The following is a 16,965-nucleotide window of genomic DNA, read 5'->3' on the forward strand; positions in this document are numbered from 1 at the left end:
GTGACTCCGCCCCCGCGGCACCCGGCACCGGCCTATCCTTGCCCTGTGCCCGCCTACGAGTACCGATGCCGTGTCTGTGACGCCTCCTTCGAGGTGCGTCGCGGTATCCACGCTGACACCACCGCCCCGGCGCCGTGCCCCGCGGGCCACCAGGAGACCTCTCGGGTTTTCTCCGCGGTCGCGGTGAGCCGCGGCGCGTCGGCGCCCGCGATGGCGAGCGCGCCCGCGCCCGCGTCCGGTGGCGCCTGCTGCGGCGGAGGCTGCTGCGGCTGACCGGAGGCTGCTGCGGCTGTGACCTGAGCCGGGGCTGACCCGGACCGGACGAGCTATCGGCCCTGCCGAGACCCGTGCGCGCGTCCTTCGCCTCGCCCCGTGGGCTCCTGGTGCCCGGCTGGCCCCGTGGCCGATTTCGTGGTGGCCGACGACTTCGCGGCGCCTGACGGCTTGGTGGCGGCTGGCTTGGTGTCATGGGTGGACGTCGGAGCCTGACCCGGGGCACGCCGCCGTGAGGCCCGGTTACGGGTCCCCACGTCGACCTGCCGCTCACGCTGGCCGCCGGCCGCGGCCGCACGCTCGGCGATGAGCCGCCGGGTGATGATCTGCATGGTCTCCACCCGCTCGGCCTCGTCGAGACCGCCAGCCAGCGTCACCAGCAGGTCCGAGGATCCCGGTCCACACGCACCGTCCAAGGTCCCAGCCATGCCGGTTCCCTACCCATCTTCTGGGTCGGGCACGCCTGGCTGGGCCGGCCGCGGGCGTGTTCCGCTTCCTCGCCCGCTCCGGCGAGCGGTCCGGCCGGCAGCCAGACGCCGGGTGAGCGTCCGGGCCTCATGCCTCGTCTCGGCGACGGCGGCCCTGGCGCCGCGACGCAGCTGCTCGGTCGGTATCTGCCAGTCGATGCCCGGCCGGCCGAGCACAAGACCGGTCGCGGCGATCAGGACCCAGAAGCCGAGGACGGCGCCCGCGGCGAACAGGTCCAGTGCTCCCAGCAGGGCCGAACAGCCGAGCAGCACAGCCGCTCCGACCAGCGCGAACACCACCGGATGCCGGGCCACCCACCTGGAGCACGAACGGGAGCGGGAGCCGGCGCGCCCGACGGGGCGACGGCGTGCCGTCCCCGCGCCGCGCCCCCGACCGGCACGCTCCCGACCGGCACGCTCCCGACCGGGATGTACCGCGATCGGGCTCGGCGGCTGCGGACCGGTGCGGGGACCGGTCGCGGTACGCCCCGACTTCGCGAGCCTCCCGGATCCCGATGCCGCGGAGCCCGCGGACGCCGTAGAGCCCGCGGATGTCGCGGAGCCCGCCGAAGCCCTGGAGCTCGCGGATGCCCCGGCCTTCGCGGGGCGTCGGCGGGGGCTCGGCTGTCGTTCCAGGACAGGACCATCCATGCCAGGCCTGTGCCCAGCGTGAGGGCCGTGTACCAGCCTTGCCGGCAACCTCGGCTGTCTTTCACCCACGTCGTCTCTCACCCAGGTCGCAGGTTTGGATCAGCGGCGGGAGGTCCCGGGCCTCAGTAGCGCCGGGACTCGACGTGCGCGTCAGCCCGCAGCGCACGCCAGAGCTGCCCGAGCGACGTGAACTGGACCCCTTCGGGCGCGCCACCGACCTCGTCGATCACCCGGTCGGGCGCGTGCTRGTGGCGCAGGTGGTCCATCACCTCGTTGCGTTCGGCGGGGAAGACGGCGCGGCCCAGCCACCGGGCCAGCTCGGAACGTTCCTCCACGTCCGCCGAGGTCATCCCGGGCGGGGCACTGCCGAGGACGCCCGCGCCGTCCGGACGGGCGGCCAGCGCCGAGGTGTCCTCCGCCGGCGGCTCCGGCGACCTCCACTCGCCGACGCGGGTGTCCCGACGCGCGCGGACGAAGCCTGCGACCTCGTGCGCCAGCACCTCGTCGCGCACGGCTCCGTGCTTGGCACTGCCCCGATCCATCGACATGAGCACGCCCCTTCTCGTCTGGTGTTCTGGGCGTACCCGCACCAGCCGGTCATGCTCACCTCGAACGCCACAGATTCGTAGTCGAACTGGCCCGTTCGGGTGACGACGCGGGCCGCCGGCCGGCCGTGGGCCGCTCCGTGGCGTGGTCCGTTGCGTGGTCCGTTGCGTGGTCCGTCGCGGCGGCGGTCCCCCGCGGAGCGCAGGCGGCCTCGTCGACCTCGTACAGCGCGAAGGCCCGGCCGATCACCGGTCTGGCGACGTTGCGGACGGGGACTCCCCCGGCCGTGCGCCCCTTCTCGGTGCCCGCATGGGCGTGCCCGTGCAGCGCGAGATGGGCTCGGCCGGCGTCGACCGCCTCCGCCAGGTGGTAGCTGCCGAGGAACGGGAAGATCTCCGGACGCTCCCCGGCGAGGGTGTCGGGCACCGGCGAGTAGTGCGTCAGCGCGATGCGCACGTCGCAGTCGAGGTCGTCGAGGGCGGTGCGCAGGCCGGCGCTGACCTCCTTGGAGTGGCGGATGAACGTCTTCATCAGCGGCTCGCCGAAGTCACTTCCGCTGGCCCCGGCGAAACCACCGCCGAAACCCTTGGTTCCGGCCACCCCCAGGCGCACGGCACCGACCGGCAGCACCGTCCCGGTGCCCTCCAGCGTCCGCACCCCGGCATCGGCCAGCACCGAGACGATCTGGTCCGGCTGATCACCGTGGTAGTCGTGGTTGCCGAGCACCGCGATCACCGGCACCTCGGCGTCGACGAGCTCCCCCGCCACCACCTCCGCCTCCGCCACCGACCCGTGCTGGGTGAGATCACCCGCGACGAGCAGCACGTCCGCGAGGTCGCCGACCCCGGCCATGCAGGGCGCGAAGGTGCCCGGGGAGTCCGTGCCCAGGTGGATGTCACCGACAGCGGCAATTCTGATCATGGCACGGTCTCCACGATCTCCGCTGTCGGCGGCAGCTCCCGGTGCGAGACGGTGACCTCGTTGCGGATCGGCCGGTCGGGGACCAGCTCCGCCAGCACCGCGTCCAGCATGTGCCGGCGGGCCTCCGTCGCGACCTCGCCCCGCACGGTCACCCCCTCCGGGCCCACGGCCACCGCCAGCCCGAGCTCGGCCACCCGCGGGTCCTCGGCGAGGCGCTCATGCAGATCACCGGCGAGGTACTCCGCGGGCTCGGTGACGTCCAGCCCCGCCGGAGGCGCGGGCACTCCGACGGGTGGCGGAATCAGCTGCAGGCGGGTCGCGATGAGCAACGCGGCCTCGGCGAACGGGGAGTCGGCGGTGGCCCGCCGAACCTGGGCCCAGTCGACCTGTTCCCGCATCGCGCGAATCATCGGAAGTACCCGGCCGAGGTCGCAGTAACGCTCGTCCAACGCGAGCAGGGTCATCTCGAACCAGTCGGTCGCATCGAGGACGGGCATCCGGACCGAATCGACGGACAGGTCACGCGAGCGCGCGAGCATCTCGTCGGTCACCGCCCGGCCGACCGGGTGATGAATGAGATCGACCAGGACGTCACCGTCGTAGACCTTTGTCAACCAGTCCTCAGGTGGGTCCACCGGACGCAGCCCCGCCGAGCGCAGGACGTCCACAGCTGCGGGGACGTCGGACTCACGGAGCATGAAGTCGACGTCGTGGACCGGCTCCGGACCACCACGGGCCCAGCAGGCATAGCTGCCGCCGAGCGCGAAGGGGATCTCGGCCTCCTTCAGCGTCACGGCGACCCGTTTGAGGCTTTCCCGTAGCCCTCGTGGTGCATCATCCATGACCATCGGGGTACCCGCGCCGATGTCGGTGACTCCCCGAACGCCGCATCCGTGTCGGGCGCCCCGCATCATGCCCCGGCGGGACACATCACCGCTAATTCGGACACAAGGTGCCGACTGCACCTCAGTGACACACGCAGCCCTATGGTCGTGTTCACGACACGTAAGCACACGGTCTTCTGCCGGGCGCATCCGCACGAGCATGGCACTGATTCCAGCCGGCAGGTGGTTCCACGAGTACCACCGGTAAGCCATCGCCGCCCTGCGCGCCAAGTACGTCACCCGGAGCGGAGACGAAGAAGTCCTACGTGTTGTTCCCCCGTGGGACCACCGTGACGCACGCATCCCGCCCTTCGGGGACTCTATGCACCACGCCGGAGTCGCTGGACGAAATTTCATGACATAGGTCTGGCTGACATATCTGGTGGGAGCCTTGTGGCCCAGGCAGTGGATCACCTTCCGGACGGCCCGCCGCGCGGGCCCTGCCGCACGTCAACGGCCCGCACGGGCTACGCCGAACACGTCACGCTCCCACCCTCGAGCCGGCAAAATGGAACGGCCGGACACACCTCAAGCCGGCCGTGATGACATGTCGGGCACGCCCCACCGGCCGGCGCTGGATGCCCGTGCAGATCCGCGGCACGCCGACCGGTGACCATCCACCGGATATCTTTGGAACGAACAGCGCGGTTTGGAACATGCCGGATGAGTTACCCGTTCCGTGGGGTCATCCCCGTGCGATTCCTCCGGCTTGCCGGCAACGGGCGTAGAGATGCGAGATGATGACCAACGCGAAGCCCCATGCCGTCGGGCGCGCGAACGTCCCAGCCCATCCCAGCCCGACATCCCTGAATGGAACGAAGCCCTGACCCCGCCCGCGTCATCCGCCTATGTGACCATTGAGACCCGTGAGGACGCCGTGAACCAGCGATACCCGGGACCGAGACGGCCGGCCGAGGAGACCGACCCCGGCCGCGCACGGCCCGTAGCTGACCTGTCGACACACCCCGGACAGCTCGCCCGCCGTCTGCAGCAGGTCACATATCAACTCTGGACAGCTGTCGTGTCCACCGAGACGACCCCACCGCAGTTCGTCGTTCTCAACAGCCTGCTCGCCGACCCCGACATCGACCAGCGCACGCTGGGCGAACGGGCGTCACTCGATCGTTCCACCGTCGCCGACGTCGTCGCCCGCCTGGTGCAGCGAGGGCTGATCCGCCGCGTTCGCGACCCGCGCGACGGCCGTCGCAACGTCCTGCGCCTGACGCAGCGCGGCGAGGCCACGCACAGCCAGGTCGCGAGCCGGGTGGAGCGGATGAACGACCTCCTGCTCTCCCCCCTGAACACGGACGAGCGCACCGCGCTGCGTTCCATGCTGACGCGGATCATCGAATCCGTCCCCGCGATCTCGGCGGCAGAGGGCACCGCCGCGGTCTGAGCCGGGTCGGCCTCACCGCCAGAAGAGCAACCACTCGAAGTAGTGAGGCCGACACCCGCCGCCGGGCGCCCCACCACCGGGCGCCCTGCCCCCAGGATCGTTCTGGCACCCGCGCCCGCGCCCACGCGGCAAACCCCGACCAGCCACACCCGCACCGCCTCGCACCGGGCCGATGGGGCCTCCTGCGCGCAAGCTGTCGAATCTGCGGCGAAGTAACGCTAGCGTCTGCAGTCATCCGACCAGACCAGTGCTGACAATCGTCAGCTGGTCCTTACGCCCAGGAGAGGAAGGTCCCGTGACCTCGCCCGACACCGCGGCGCTCGTTCTCAGAGTCGTCGTCGGCCTCACGATCGTCGCGCACGGCTACAACCACCTCTTCGGGCCGGGCGGCGTGCAGGGCACCGCGGGGTGGTTCTCCAGCATGGGCCTGCAGCCGGGCATCGTGCATGCCTGGACGTCCGGCCTGCTGGAGCTCGCCGCCGGGTTCGGCCTCGCCTTCGGGTTCCTGACCCCGTTCTCCGCGGGCGCGATCATCGGAACCATGGTGGTGGYCGGCATCACCGCGCACCGCACGAACGGCTTCTTCATCTTCAAGCCGGGGCAGGGCTACGAGTACGTCCTGATGATCGCGGTGGTGTGCGCCGGCATCGCCATCCTCGGGCCGGGCAAGGCCTCACTCGACAACGTCATCGGGATCGAGGACCTCAACGGCTGGGCGGGTGGGCTCATCGCCGTCCTGCTGGGTGTCCTCGGCTCGGCCGGACTGCTGGCGACCTGCTGGCGGCCCGGCAAGCCGGCCTCGTCGACCTCCTCCTGAGCCGACCCCGTCGGGAGCCGGTCCTTTTCTGGCCCGGCCTCCGACCCGGCGCTTCGCTGAGCGGGCTCCTTCGGTGAGCCGCCGCCGGTCGCGGGTGCGGGTGCGCATCCACCGGCGGCAGCCCGCCGAGGAAACGCCCTAGGCCGGAACTCCGGCCGCCCGGCGGCGGCCAGCCCTGGTCCTGCGTGGATCCGGGCTCGCCGCGTCCGGGAAGCGGCGCAGGTACTCGCGCTCCAGTTCCAGCATGCGCTGCGTGTGCGTTTCGAACGCGTCCTCGCTGCCGGTCAGAAACGTGTCATGCCTGGTCAGGTGCAGATGGCGCACTTCGCGGACGAGATCGGCGTCGGTCAGTTCGGGCGCGGGGATTCCCTCGGGGCGATGGCTCATGAAGCACCAGTACCCGCGTCGGTCGCGGGAAAGCCCAGGCGGGAAAGCCAGCCGGACACCAGCCCGGGAATGAGATCCGGGCCGGGCGGCGGTGGCACCGGATCCGGCAGCGGACCGGGCGGCACCGGATCGGGGTCGGGCCCGGGCAGCACCGGATCCGGACCCGGCCCGGGAGGTGCCGGATCAGGCCCCGGGCCCGGCGGCACCGGGTCGGGCAGTGGCCCGGGTGGAATGGGATCGGGCCCCGGGCCGGGCGGCCTGACCGCGCGCCGGGGTTCCGTTTCCGCCGAGATCGCGATGTGCATGGCTGAAACCTCCCTAGGATCGCCGACGCTGCGCGACGACGTCCCGCGACGAGGTGATCTCCCTTGGTCGCGTACCCAGTCGAACAGGTCGCACACCCGGCCCGCCGAACCACTCGCGCAAGTGCGTCGCTACGATTCCCGGAAGACCTGGGTCATCTCCGGACATCACGCCGCACGCGAACGGTCGGGCCTCCGACCAACGGTGAATCATTCGCCCGGCGCTCCGGGCGGCTCGGGCCGCGACCGTCAACGGGAGGGTGCCGGTGGGAGAGCCGATCCTCGCGATCGACTTCGGCACCTCCAGCGCGTCGGCGGCCCTGGTGGTCGACGGCCAGGTCACCGCGATCCGGGAGCCGGCGAGCGGTGCCGTCGCCTGGCCTTCGTCCGTTCTCGCCGACGGTGACTCCGTCGTCGTCGGCACGCTCGCGGAACGCCGCAAGCGGATCTGGCCCGGCGCCTACCACGGCGGCATCAAACGCGGGCTGACCCGCAACGCCGCCATCGTGCTCGACGGCCGCAGCCACGCACCGGCCGCGCTGGTCACCGCGGTGCTGGCGGCACTGCGCGCGGAGGCCGAGGCCCAGCTCGACGGCACCGCGCTGCACCGGGCGGTCATCACCGTGCCCGCCAGCTACGACCCGGCCGGCCCGCTGCGCCGGGCGATGATCGCCGCGGCCGAGGAAGCCGGTTTCGTCGACGTCGACCTGCTCGCCGAGCCGGTGGCGGTCGCCTGGGCACCGCTGGGCGCCGGCGGCCCGCGGCCCGGCGACCTGGTGCTGGTGTACGACCTCGGCGGCGGCACGTTCGAGGCCGCGCTGCTGCTGATCGGCGAGGCCGGCCGGCACGAGCTGCTCGGGCACAGCGCACTGCACGACTGCGGCGGCCGGGACTTCGACCAGCTGCTGTTCGACGAGATCCTCGGCCACTACGGGCCCGGCCTGGAGCCGCTGCTCAACCCGAGCGGTGTCGGCGAGGTGTTCCAGACCGCCGCCAGCCGCACCCGCCACGAGCTGCTCGACTTCGCTCGCGCGGTCAAGCACCAGCTCACCGACGTCGCGTTCGTCGAGGACGTCTTCAGCCCCGCCGGCCTGCTCGTCAGCCTGGACCGGGACCGCTTCACCAAGCTGGCCTCCCCCACCCTGGCCCGGACGATGGCCTGCTGCCAGCATCTGCTGGAGTCCAGCGGAGTCTCGCCGGAGAAGCTCGACGGGGTGCTGCCCGTCGGCGGCGCGTCCCGGATGCCGGTGGTCACCGAGATCCTCGCCGGGCGGCTCGGCGTCGGCACCGACTGGCCGGCGCAGCATGTCTTCGCCGCGCCCGACCCGGACCAGGCCGTCGTCCTCGGTGCCGCGTCCTGGGCGGCCACGGTGTCGACCCGCCGGATGGTCGCGGCCCGGCCCGATCCGGTGGTGCAGCCGGCCCGCTGGGACATTCCAGGTGGGCGGGCCACGATGGTGCGCTGGCTGGTCGAGCCCGGTGCGCGGTTCGACGCCGGCGCGGTGCTCGCCCGGGTGCGGCTCAGCGACGGCGCCCTGTTCGACCTGGCCTCGGAATCCCCCGGCAGTCTCGTCGAGACCCACGCCGAGCCCGGTGCCTCCGTCCGGGACGTCGACTGGCTCGCGACCACGCTGCCGTCGGCTCCGACGCCCGTCGGCACCGCGCTGCCCGCCGACCTGCGCGGCTTCGAACGCACCAGCCGCCCGTCGAGACACGTAGAGGTCACGTCCCGACTGACCCTGAGCGGCCACGAACGCGACGTCACCTGCGCCGCCTTCTCCCCCGACGGCCAACTGCTGGCCACCACCAGCAAGGACGGCGCCCGGCTGTGGGACGCCGGCACCGGCCGCGCCGCCGGCCAGCTCAACGGCCGGCGCATCTCCGGCCTGCACGGCTGCGCGTTCTCCCCCGACGGGCGCCTGCTCGCCACCACCAGCTACGACAAGACCGCGCGGATCTGGGAGCTCGCGACCGAGAAGCAGACCCTGACCCTCAACGGCCACAAGGGACCCGTCTACGGCTGCGCGTTCTCCCCCGACGGGCGCCTGCTGGCCACGGTCAGCACGGACCGCACCGTCCGGCTCTGGGGCGTCTCGACCGGCACCTGCATCGCCACCCTCGCCGGGCACCGCGGCTCCGTCTACAGCTGCGCGTTCTCCCCCGACGGCCGCCTGCTCGTCTCGGCCGGCGCCGACCAGACCCTGCTGTGGGACGTCACCAACGGCGAGACGGTGCACCACCTCGACGGGCACACCAACTACGCCAACGGCTGCTCGTTCTCCCCCGACGGCCTGCTGCTCGCCGCGACCAGCAACGACGGCACCCGCCTGACGGACACCCCGACCGGCTCGACCACGCTCACGCTGCCCGGTTCGGCGCAGAGCTGCGCCTTCTCCCCCGACGGCCTGCTGCTCGCGACGGCGAGCACCGACGACACCGCCAAGCTGTGGGACGTCGCCACCGGCACCGCGGTGGCCACCCTGACCGGGCACACCAGCACGGTCATGGCCTGCACGTTCGCCCCGTTCGGCCTGGTGCTGGCCACCACGAGCACCGACAAGACCGCCCGCCTCTGGGACATCTCATACACACCGGACACCACAACCCGCTGATTCAGCGATTCGGGTGGAGAGCTGGCGTTTTGGTCTCAATCAGGGCCCTATAACCTGCCGACGGCAGACATACGGGGAACCGGGCAGGTCAGCCTGCGATCGGGCCCAGCAGCGAGTGGTGCGGAGGAGCGGGCATGTCCGGATGGCAGAGTGCGGCGAGCAGGGGACGCGGTGTGGTCGAGACCCCCACCCGGCTGATCGGCCCGGGGCTGCGGGGCTTCAAGCAGTTCCTGATGCGCGGCAACATCGTCGACCTGGCCGTCGCGGTCGTCATCGRCACGGCGTTCACCGCCGTCGTCAAATCGCTGGTGGACAACATGTTCACACCGCTGATCGCCGCGATCGGCGGTGAACCGGACTTCTCCAAGCTGCACTTCAAGATCAACGGAAGTGTCTTCAACTACGGGCAGTTCCTCAACGATGTGATCTCGTTTCTCGTCGTGGCCGCGGTGATCTACTTTGTGATCGTGCTGCCCATCGCGAAGGCGAACGAGATGCGGCGCCGCGGTGAGCCGCAGGCGAAGGCGGACGAGCCGGCGGTCAGCGACGAGACGCGGCTGCTCACCGAGATCCGTGACCTGCTCGCCGCGGGCAACGGCCCGGCGGGTGGCGGTATCGGCCCGGCGGGTGGCCCCACCTACACTCCGCCGGCACCGCGGGCCTGACCCGGAGCCCGGCCTGGGACGGGCCGCGCGGGCAGCGGGCCGCGCCGCCCGTACCAGTCACACAGAACAGAGCCACGCACAGAACAGAGCCACGCACAGTACCGGCAATTCGCGTCAAGCGTGACCAAAAGGGGCGCCAGATCGTCTGGCGAGTCGCAAGAAAGAAGGATTTCGGTCACCGGAACAACCAAAATCGTTCACCCTTGCGACTCGCCAAAGCGGGCTACCGGGCGCTCAGACGTCCGGGCACGCGGAACCGCAGGGCACGACAGCGGGAAAGGGCAGCGGGTCAGAGCGGCGGGTCAGGCGTCGTAGCCCGGCTCGTCGCCGGGGCACTCCAGCTCGAGATCCGCGGCGACACCGGCGGGCACCAGGCCGCAGCCGACCTCGTAGCTCCCCAGCTGGACCAGCTCCCACCCCGTGGCGCCGCGGTGCAGCACACCCTCGGCACGGTCGACATCCGCCACCACGGGAACAAGCTCGACCCAGGCCCAGGACTGGTCGGACCGGGCCAGGACGGTGCCCACCACCTGATAGCTCCCGGGCGCGACGGCTGCCGTGAGCGAGCTGCCGCGGACCGCCTCGGCGATCACCGTGGACTCGTTCGACGACGGGGTCACGGTTCCCGGCCCGGCGGCCGCCGCGGTCTGGACCTCGGCCCGCGGGGCGGACACCCGAACGGCCGGGGCGGAGCCTGACGAAACGGCGAACGCTGTGCCAACCGTCACGGCGCCCGCCGCCACCACAGTGGCGGCGGCGACGGCGGGACGCGCGGCACGCGCGCGGACAGATCCCTCGGGACGCACGGACCGGCGGGGCGAGGCGGGGCGGCGGTGGCGAGCCATTGACTGCACGTACCCAGTCTGCGCAGGTAAAGCCRCCAAATCGAGCGAGTTTCCGGTCAGGCTGACGACAGACCACATCCGACCCACAGCACACGAACCATTCCCCTTGCGACGCAAGGGCTTTCTCGGCATGAGGGGACACCGACCAGCTGAATTCGCACCGGCGGCGACGGCACTCGGACCGCCGCCGGACGAGCAGTCCGGCCCTTGACGGCACCCCCGGACCCCGGACCCGGACCTCACCGAAGGCAGGCGGCAAGGAAAGGCAGGCCGCAGGCGGCAGGGAGCAGCATGGGGGCGGCCTGATCCACAGCCACGTCGATGATGCGGGGTGACGCCTGTACTCCGGCGGCAGCCGGAACGCCCGGCGAGCCGGAACCCAGGATGGGTGTTCCCCCGCGGGCCGGCATCGGGTGAAATGAGCAATCTGACGGGCGTCCGAGGACAGGAGGCCCGAGCACCGCTGCGAGGGTGAGGGGGGCGGACCGGTGTCAGACGCACCTGCCACACCGCAGGCGCCACAGAGCTCGCCGATCTCGCAGGCACCGCTGCGGCCCGGCCCGGCCGATGCTCGAACCGGCGACGCCCGAACCGGCGGCGACGCCCGAACCAGCGGCGATGCCCGAACCGGCGACGCCGCCGTCCTGTTACGTTCCGTCTACAAGACCTTCGCCGCCGACACGGCACCGGTGCACGCGCTGCGCGGCGCGGGGCTGACCGTCGCGCACGGCGAGTTCGTCGCCGTGATGGGTCCGTCCGGGAGCGGCAAGTCGACCCTGCTGAACGTCGTCGCCGGCCTCGAGCATGTCGACGACGGCTCGGTGACCGTCGCCGGGATGTCGCTGGCATCGCGGTCCGAGGCCGATCTGGCGCGGTTACGCCGGCGCCACATCGGCATGGTCTTCCAGTTCTTCCACCTGCTGGAGACCATGACGGTCGCGGACAACGTGGTCCTGGCGGCCCGGCTGTCCGGCGTCGGCCGGCGGGCGGCGGTGCGCCGCGGGCACGACCTGCTGGATCTGCTCGGGCTGCTCGAACGCGCCGACTCGCTGCCCGGCACGCTGTCCGGTGGCCAGCGCCAGCGCCTGGCGATCGCTCGGGCGCTGGCCAACGAGCCGACCGTCCTGCTTGCGGACGAACCGACCGGCGCGCTGGACTCGGCCGGCGCCGCCGAGGTGCTGGACCTGTTCACCCGCCTGCACCGGCGCGGCCAGACCATCCTGATGGTCACCCATGATCATCAGGTCGCCGCCGGCGCCGAGCGGATCGTGACCATGCGCGACGGCCGGGTGTCCGAACGGCCCGGGGCCGGCGCATGACGGGTCCGCATCGGCAGCTGCTGGCGGCCGCGGTACTGACCGCCGCGGCGGTGACCGCGACGTGCGCCGTGCCGCGGCTGCTCGGTGGCGCGGACCCCGCCTGGTCGGTACCGGTCTCGGTCGACGCGGTCCTGCTCGTCGCGGGGGTGGGTGCCGGCGCCCTGCCGTGGGCGCGGCGGCGGTCGGAGCGGCTGTTGATGATCGCCGCGGATCTCGCCTGCCTCGCCGGGATCGCGGCGCTGGGCCTGGTCGCCGCGATCGCCGTGCTCGGGCATCGCCCGCTCGACGGCGGGGACGACTTCACCGGGCCGGTGCTGATCGCCACCGCCCTCGCCGCGATCACCGCCACGCGCGCACGGACCCGCGCCACGAATGTGGTCCTCGACGTGGTCCGAGGAGCCCGGTACGAGCCGGAGGACGTCCTGCGCAGGTTCGGCGAGGACGCCAGCCGGGGAGCCGACCTCGACGAGACGCTCAGCGGGCTCGGCGAGGCGCTCCGGCGCAGCCTCTCGCTGCAGCGGGTCGAGATCTGGACCGGTGCCGCCGGGCGGCTCACCGCGGCGGTCGTGCTTCCCGAGGGCTCCGGCGGCCTGCCAGGCAACGATCCGGCCACGGATCCGGGCACGCCCGGTGCTTCAGTCGCTCCCGGTACCTCAGTCGTTCCCGGCGTTCCCGGCGTTCCGCGCGCTTCGGGCACGGATGCGGCGCGATCGGGTCCGGGTGGTGGCCTCGGCGACGACATCCGCCTCGTCGAGGTGGGCTCGACGATCACACTCACGGTGAGCGACCGCGTCGCGCTCTCCCGTACCCGGGTGGCCGGCCCGGGCTGGTTGTCCCTGTGGGTGCCGGTGCTCGCCCGGATGCACGAGCACGCCCAGCTCCGGGTGATCCCGGCACGGGCCGGCGGAGCGCTGCTCGGCATGATCGTGGTGCGCAGGCCGCTGGAGGCGCCCCGTTTCTCCGAGCCCGAGGACCGCATGCTCGCCGAGCTCGGCACCCGGCTCGGCACCGTCCTGCACAACCGGCAGCTGGACGCGAACCTGCGGGACGCGCTCGCGGACCTGCGCCATGCCAACGACGAGCTGCGAGTCTCACGGGCGCGCCTGGTGGCGACCGCGGACGCCGAACGCCGGCGGATCGAGCGGGACCTCCACGACGGGGCCCAGCAGCAGCTCGTCTCGCTCGCCGTCGGGCTCCGGCTGGTCCGTGACCTGGTGGCCGACAGCGCCGACGGCGCGGACGGGGCCGACGGCGCCACCGGTACCGGCACCGACGCCGACAGCGCCGAGAACGCCGCCCGCCGGAACGAGGACGTCGCCGCGGCCGACGAGCTGCTCGCGGCCATGGCCGAGCAGGTGGCGGAGACCATCGCCGAGGTCCGCAACCTCGCCCACGGCATCTACCCGCCGCTGCTGCGTTCCTCCGGGCTGACCGAAGCCCTCCGCGCCGCCGGCCAGCGCTCGACGGTCGGGGTCACGGTGCGGGCCGACGAGATCGGCCGGTACCCGGCCGACATCGAGGCCGCCGTCTACTTCTGTTGTCTGGAGGCGCTGCAGAACGCCGCGAAGCACGCCGCGGAGTGCTCGGTGGAGCTGGTCCTGGCCGAGCGGGAGGGCGCGCTGACCTTCACCGTGCAGGACAACGGCGCCGGGTTCGACCCGCGACGGCTGGAACGCGGCCACGGCATGACCAACATGGCGGACCGGATCGGCGCCATCGGCGGGACCCTGCGCTGGGAATCCGCGCTCGGTGCGGGCACCCAGGTGCACGGCGTGGTTCCGATCTCGATCTTCCGGGGCGACCCCGGCGACGGATCATGGCAGCCGGCGGATCTCCGCGGGTCCATGGCACCCGGCCAGCCCACGGACCCCGCGCGAGCCGTGGGTTCCGTGCGACCCGGGGGTTCCGTGCGACCCGGAGATGCCGTGCGACCCGGGGATGCCGCCGGGCACCCCGAATCAGCGGTTCCGAGGTGATCCCTGGTACCGGAACGCACCGCGGTGCCGAGGTGAGAGGCGTTCTGGGCGCCGTCCGGATGATCGCGCGCGACGAGCTGCGCCGGCGCTGGCTCGCGCTCACGGCGCTTGGCGTGCTCCTCGGCCTGGTCGTCGCGATGGTCACGGGCACGGCCACGCTGATCCGCCGCACGGCCACGGCCCATGATCGCCTCGAACGCGCCTCCGCGGTGCCCGATCTACAGGTCACCAGCTACCTCCGCCACGATCCGGGCCTGGCGGACCGGGTGGCGGGCGTCCCGGGCATCGCCGACTCGTGGACGACCGTCGGCGCGGTCGGGCGCATCGAGAACCGGGCGTCGGTCTCCTATCTCGGCCTGATCGGTGACACCGGCGGCCCGCGGGAGCTGTACAAGCCGGTCGTGGTCGAGGGGCGCGCCTACGACCCACGGTCACCCGACGAGGTGCTGCTCGACGAACGTGCGGCCGCATGGTGGGGATTCGGTGTCGGCGACACCATCACACTGCGCCTGCTCACTCAGTCCGACTACATCAGTTTCGACACCGGCTTCGGGACACCGGGCGGGCCGACCCTGAATCTGGTCGTCACGGGTCTGACCCGCACGGCCGGCGAGAACGCGCAGCAGATGCCCGTGATGGTCACGCCGGCGCTCGCCGAGAAGCTCGACGCCGTGACGACCGTGGTCATGCTGCGGCTGGAACCCGGGCCCGAGGCCATGGGCGCCGCGACCGCCGCGCTGCGGCGCCTCGGCCAGAGCCTGAGCACCGACCCGCTCGCCCGGGAGTTCCCCACCCTGCAGGTCTCTCGGCCGGCGACGGACGGAGACGCCCGAATCGCGGCGACCCAGCGGGTCCTCATCACCGGGCTGATCGTCTTCGCCGCCGTCGTCGGCGTGGCCGGGCTCGCGGCCAGCGGCCAGGCCTTCTACCGCCATCACGCCCTCGGTGCCGGGACCCAGCACATCGAGGCGATGCTCGGCCTGCCCACGCTGGGGCGGGCCGGTGCCCGGACAATCGCGGCGCTGCCCGCCGCGGTCGTCGCCGGCACGGTCGCCACGGCCGGGCCGCTGCTGGCAGGCCGGCTCGAACCGCTGGGGCCACTCGCCGGTATGGAGCCGCACCCGGGCTATGCCGGGCACACCGCGCTCACCTGCCTCGCCGCCGCGGCGGGAATCATCGCGACTGCGCTGCTCGCCGCCACAACCGCGGTGCGGGCCGGTCACCGGCCCGCCCGGCTCAGCCGGGCGAGGCCGGCCGGCCGAGCCGCCCGCTTTCCGGGCCGAGCGGGGCTGTTTCCAGGCCAGTCCGTGCCGTTCCCGGGCCGGTCCTCGGCCGGCACCGGCCCCGGCCCCGGCGTCGGCGTCGGCGCGAGTCCGGGTTCGGGCCGGCCGGTGGGTGCCGTGCTCGGCGGGCGTTCGTCGTCGATCAGGCGACCGATCTCGCCGGCGACCCACACCACCCGCGGCGTGGTGGGCCGGCGTGGCCCGCTCTGGCTGTGGCTCGGTGCCTCGTTCGCGCTCGCCCGGGGGCAGGACCGTCCGGTCGCCGCCCGGCGCCCACCGATCACCGGCACGGCGATCGGCATCACCGCCCTGATCGCCGCCGCCACCATCGCCACCAGCATGAACCGCCTGGTCGACGATCCGCACCGCTACGGCCGGAACGCGGACCTGGAGGTCACCGACGCCCGACCGAAGATCATCGCCCAGCTCGCCGAAGACCCCCGGGTCGCCGCGGTCAGCATGCTCGACGTCTCGACGGCGACGATCGAGATCGACGACCAGGGGCACGCGCTGCCGTCACCGGAACCGGAGGTGGCCAGCGGCCCCGGCGACGCCGGTCCGGGTGCGATCGGCCGCGGGGACGTCGCCCCCGGCGAGGACGTCACCGTCTACGCGCTCTCCCCCAAGCCACTCCCCGCCAAACCGCGCCCCGCCGCCGGCACGGTTGCCCGCACGGATTCCCGCACGGCCGCCGACCAGGATGTCGGCCCGGATGTCGGCCCGGATGTCGGCTGGACGATCTTCGAAGGTGCCCGGCCGACCCGGACGAACCAGGTCGCCCTCGGCCCACGCACCGCAAGCCGCTTCGGCCTCGGAATCGGGGACCATCTCAGCGTGGCCACGAACACCGGTGGACATGCCCAGCTCCAGGTCGTCGGCATCGGGGTCGGCCCGGTCCTGGGCGGCGAACGCCTCGGCGAGAGCATGCTGGTGGCACCGGACATGCTGACCCGCATCCAGCGGACCCAGCCGATGCGCAGCGCGCTGGTCCGGGCCATCCCGGAGACGGACCCCGCGACCTTCGCCGCGGCGCTGGGAACCGAATACGAGATCGACACCGGGCGGGTCCCCGGCGAGGTGGCGAACCTCGGCGGTATGGGCCGGCTGCCCGCGATGCTGCAGACCGTGCTCGCCGCGCTCGCCGTCGCCGCGGCCGGCCACGCGGTCGGGACCACCTGCCGCCACGCGCAGCGCGAGCTCGCGATCCTGCGCACGCTCGGTTTCACACCGACCCAGACCRCCCGGATTCCGCTGGTCACGTCCTGCGTGACAACCGCGCTGGCGGTCGCCGTCGGTGTTCCCCTCGGCCTGTTGCTCGGACGTCTGGCCTGGTGGGAGATCGCCACCGCCACCGGCGTCGCGACCAGCCCGGCGATTCCCGTCAGCCTGCTCGCCGCACTGCCGCCGGCGGTGATCCTGATCGGCCTGGTCCTCGCCGCGCCACCGGCGTCACGGGCCGGGCGGTTGCTCCCCGGCGCCCTGCTGCGCCGCGAGTGATCCGGGCACGGCCAGACCTGGATCCCCAGCTTCGGACGGCTGCAGATTCGCATTTCACGAACGCGGCCGGACCTCCAGGAGCCCGAGAGCCGGGTAGCCCCGGTGGCCCGGTTTGACAAGTCGC

Annotated in this window: 15 protein-coding genes; 8 read left to right on the plus strand and 7 right to left on the minus strand. The window is 72.7% G+C overall.

The window, feature by feature from the left end; all coding sequences use genetic code 11:
* Positions 1-45: 45 nt before the first annotated feature.
* Positions 46-273 carry a zinc ribbon domain-containing protein gene (locus CcI49_RS30000; RefSeq protein WP_076832037.1) on the plus strand — a complete coding sequence of 76 codons (228 nt, stop codon included), beginning with the start codon at positions 46-48 and terminating at the stop codon, positions 271-273.
* A 53-nt stretch (positions 274-326) separates the two neighbouring features.
* Here the strand turns inward: CcI49_RS30000 and CcI49_RS42760 are convergent, their stop codons facing one another.
* The 5 genes from CcI49_RS42760 to CcI49_RS30025 all read right to left on the minus strand — a co-directional run bounded on the left by CcI49_RS42760 (position 327) and on the right by CcI49_RS30025 (position 3,652).
* A complete protein-coding gene (locus tag CcI49_RS42760) occupies positions 327-701 on the minus strand; it encodes a hypothetical protein (protein WP_063793172.1) in 375 nt (124 codons plus the stop codon).
* A gap of 9 nt (positions 702-710) precedes the next feature.
* On the minus strand, positions 711-1,055 hold the full coding sequence (locus CcI49_RS30010; RefSeq protein WP_054568243.1) for a hypothetical protein: 345 nt from the start codon (positions 1,053-1,055) through the stop codon (positions 711-713).
* Positions 1,056-1,513: 458 nt separating this feature from the next.
* Positions 1,514-1,939, minus strand: coding sequence for a DUF2795 domain-containing protein (locus CcI49_RS30015; protein WP_076832121.1), 426 nt, complete (start codon positions 1,937-1,939; stop codon positions 1,514-1,516).
* Between the two features lie 55 nt (positions 1,940-1,994).
* The gene (locus CcI49_RS30020; RefSeq protein WP_076832043.1) at positions 1,995-2,858 is read right to left on the minus strand and encodes a metallophosphoesterase; all 864 of its coding nucleotides are present in this window, start codon (positions 2,856-2,858) and stop codon (positions 1,995-1,997) included.
* Entirely contained in the window at positions 2,855-3,652 is a 798-nt protein-coding gene (locus tag CcI49_RS30025; protein WP_347280149.1) for a phospholipid-binding protein, read from the minus strand. The genes CcI49_RS30020 and CcI49_RS30025 overlap by 4 nt, the downstream gene beginning before the upstream one ends.
* A 940-nt stretch (positions 3,653-4,592) precedes the next feature.
* Between CcI49_RS30025 and CcI49_RS30030 the strand changes: the two genes are divergently transcribed.
* Positions 4,593-5,138, plus strand: a complete 546-nt coding sequence (locus tag CcI49_RS30030; RefSeq protein ID WP_193209761.1) for a MarR family transcriptional regulator — start codon at positions 4,593-4,595, stop codon at positions 5,136-5,138.
* A gap of 295 nt (positions 5,139-5,433) precedes the next feature.
* Positions 5,434-5,955: a DoxX family protein gene (locus tag CcI49_RS30035; RefSeq protein ID WP_076832047.1), complete on the plus strand. Its 522-nt coding sequence runs from the start codon at positions 5,434-5,436 to the stop codon at positions 5,953-5,955.
* 138 nt (positions 5,956-6,093) lie between these two features.
* Here the strand turns inward: CcI49_RS30035 and CcI49_RS30040 are convergent, their stop codons facing one another.
* The gene (locus CcI49_RS30040; RefSeq protein WP_006539984.1) at positions 6,094-6,342 is read right to left on the minus strand and encodes a DUF6158 family protein; all 249 of its coding nucleotides are present in this window, start codon (positions 6,340-6,342) and stop codon (positions 6,094-6,096) included.
* Between the two features lie 568 nt (positions 6,343-6,910).
* Between CcI49_RS30040 and CcI49_RS30050 the strand changes: the two genes are divergently transcribed.
* Positions 6,911-9,256 carry an Hsp70 family protein gene (locus tag CcI49_RS30050; RefSeq protein ID WP_054568247.1) on the plus strand — a complete coding sequence of 782 codons (2,346 nt, stop codon included), beginning with the start codon at positions 6,911-6,913 and terminating at the stop codon, positions 9,254-9,256.
* Between the two features lie 134 nt (positions 9,257-9,390).
* On the plus strand, positions 9,391-9,921 hold the full coding sequence (gene mscL, locus CcI49_RS30055) for a large conductance mechanosensitive channel protein MscL (protein ID WP_076832050.1): 531 nt from the start codon (positions 9,391-9,393) through the stop codon (positions 9,919-9,921).
* A 302-nt stretch (positions 9,922-10,223) separates the two neighbouring features.
* Here the strand turns inward: mscL and CcI49_RS30060 are convergent, their stop codons facing one another.
* Complete coding sequence (locus CcI49_RS30060; RefSeq protein WP_241840317.1) at positions 10,224-10,649, minus strand: hypothetical protein; 426 nt, start codon at positions 10,647-10,649, stop codon at positions 10,224-10,226.
* A gap of 761 nt (positions 10,650-11,410) precedes the next feature.
* Here CcI49_RS30060 and CcI49_RS30065 point away from each other — a divergent pair.
* Genes CcI49_RS30065 through CcI49_RS30075 form a run of 3 tightly spaced genes read left to right on the plus strand, consistent with a single transcriptional unit; the run spans position 11,411 to position 16,841 of the window.
* A complete protein-coding gene (locus CcI49_RS30065; protein ID WP_054568580.1) occupies positions 11,411-12,085 on the plus strand; it encodes an ABC transporter ATP-binding protein in 675 nt (224 codons plus the stop codon).
* Positions 12,082-14,061 carry a histidine kinase gene (locus CcI49_RS30070; protein WP_076832053.1) on the plus strand — a complete coding sequence of 660 codons (1,980 nt, stop codon included), beginning with the start codon at positions 12,082-12,084 and terminating at the stop codon, positions 14,059-14,061. The genes CcI49_RS30065 and CcI49_RS30070 overlap by 4 nt, the downstream gene beginning before the upstream one ends.
* Positions 14,062-14,093: 32 nt before the next feature.
* Positions 14,094-16,841: an ABC transporter permease gene (locus CcI49_RS30075; RefSeq protein ID WP_241840318.1), complete on the plus strand. Its 2,748-nt coding sequence runs from the start codon at positions 14,094-14,096 to the stop codon at positions 16,839-16,841.
* The last annotated feature ends 124 nt before the right edge of the window (positions 16,842-16,965 follow it).

Source organism: Frankia sp. CcI49 (assembly GCF_001983215.1).
Lineage (GTDB): Bacteria > Actinomycetota > Actinomycetes > Frankiales > Frankiaceae > Parafrankia > Parafrankia irregularis.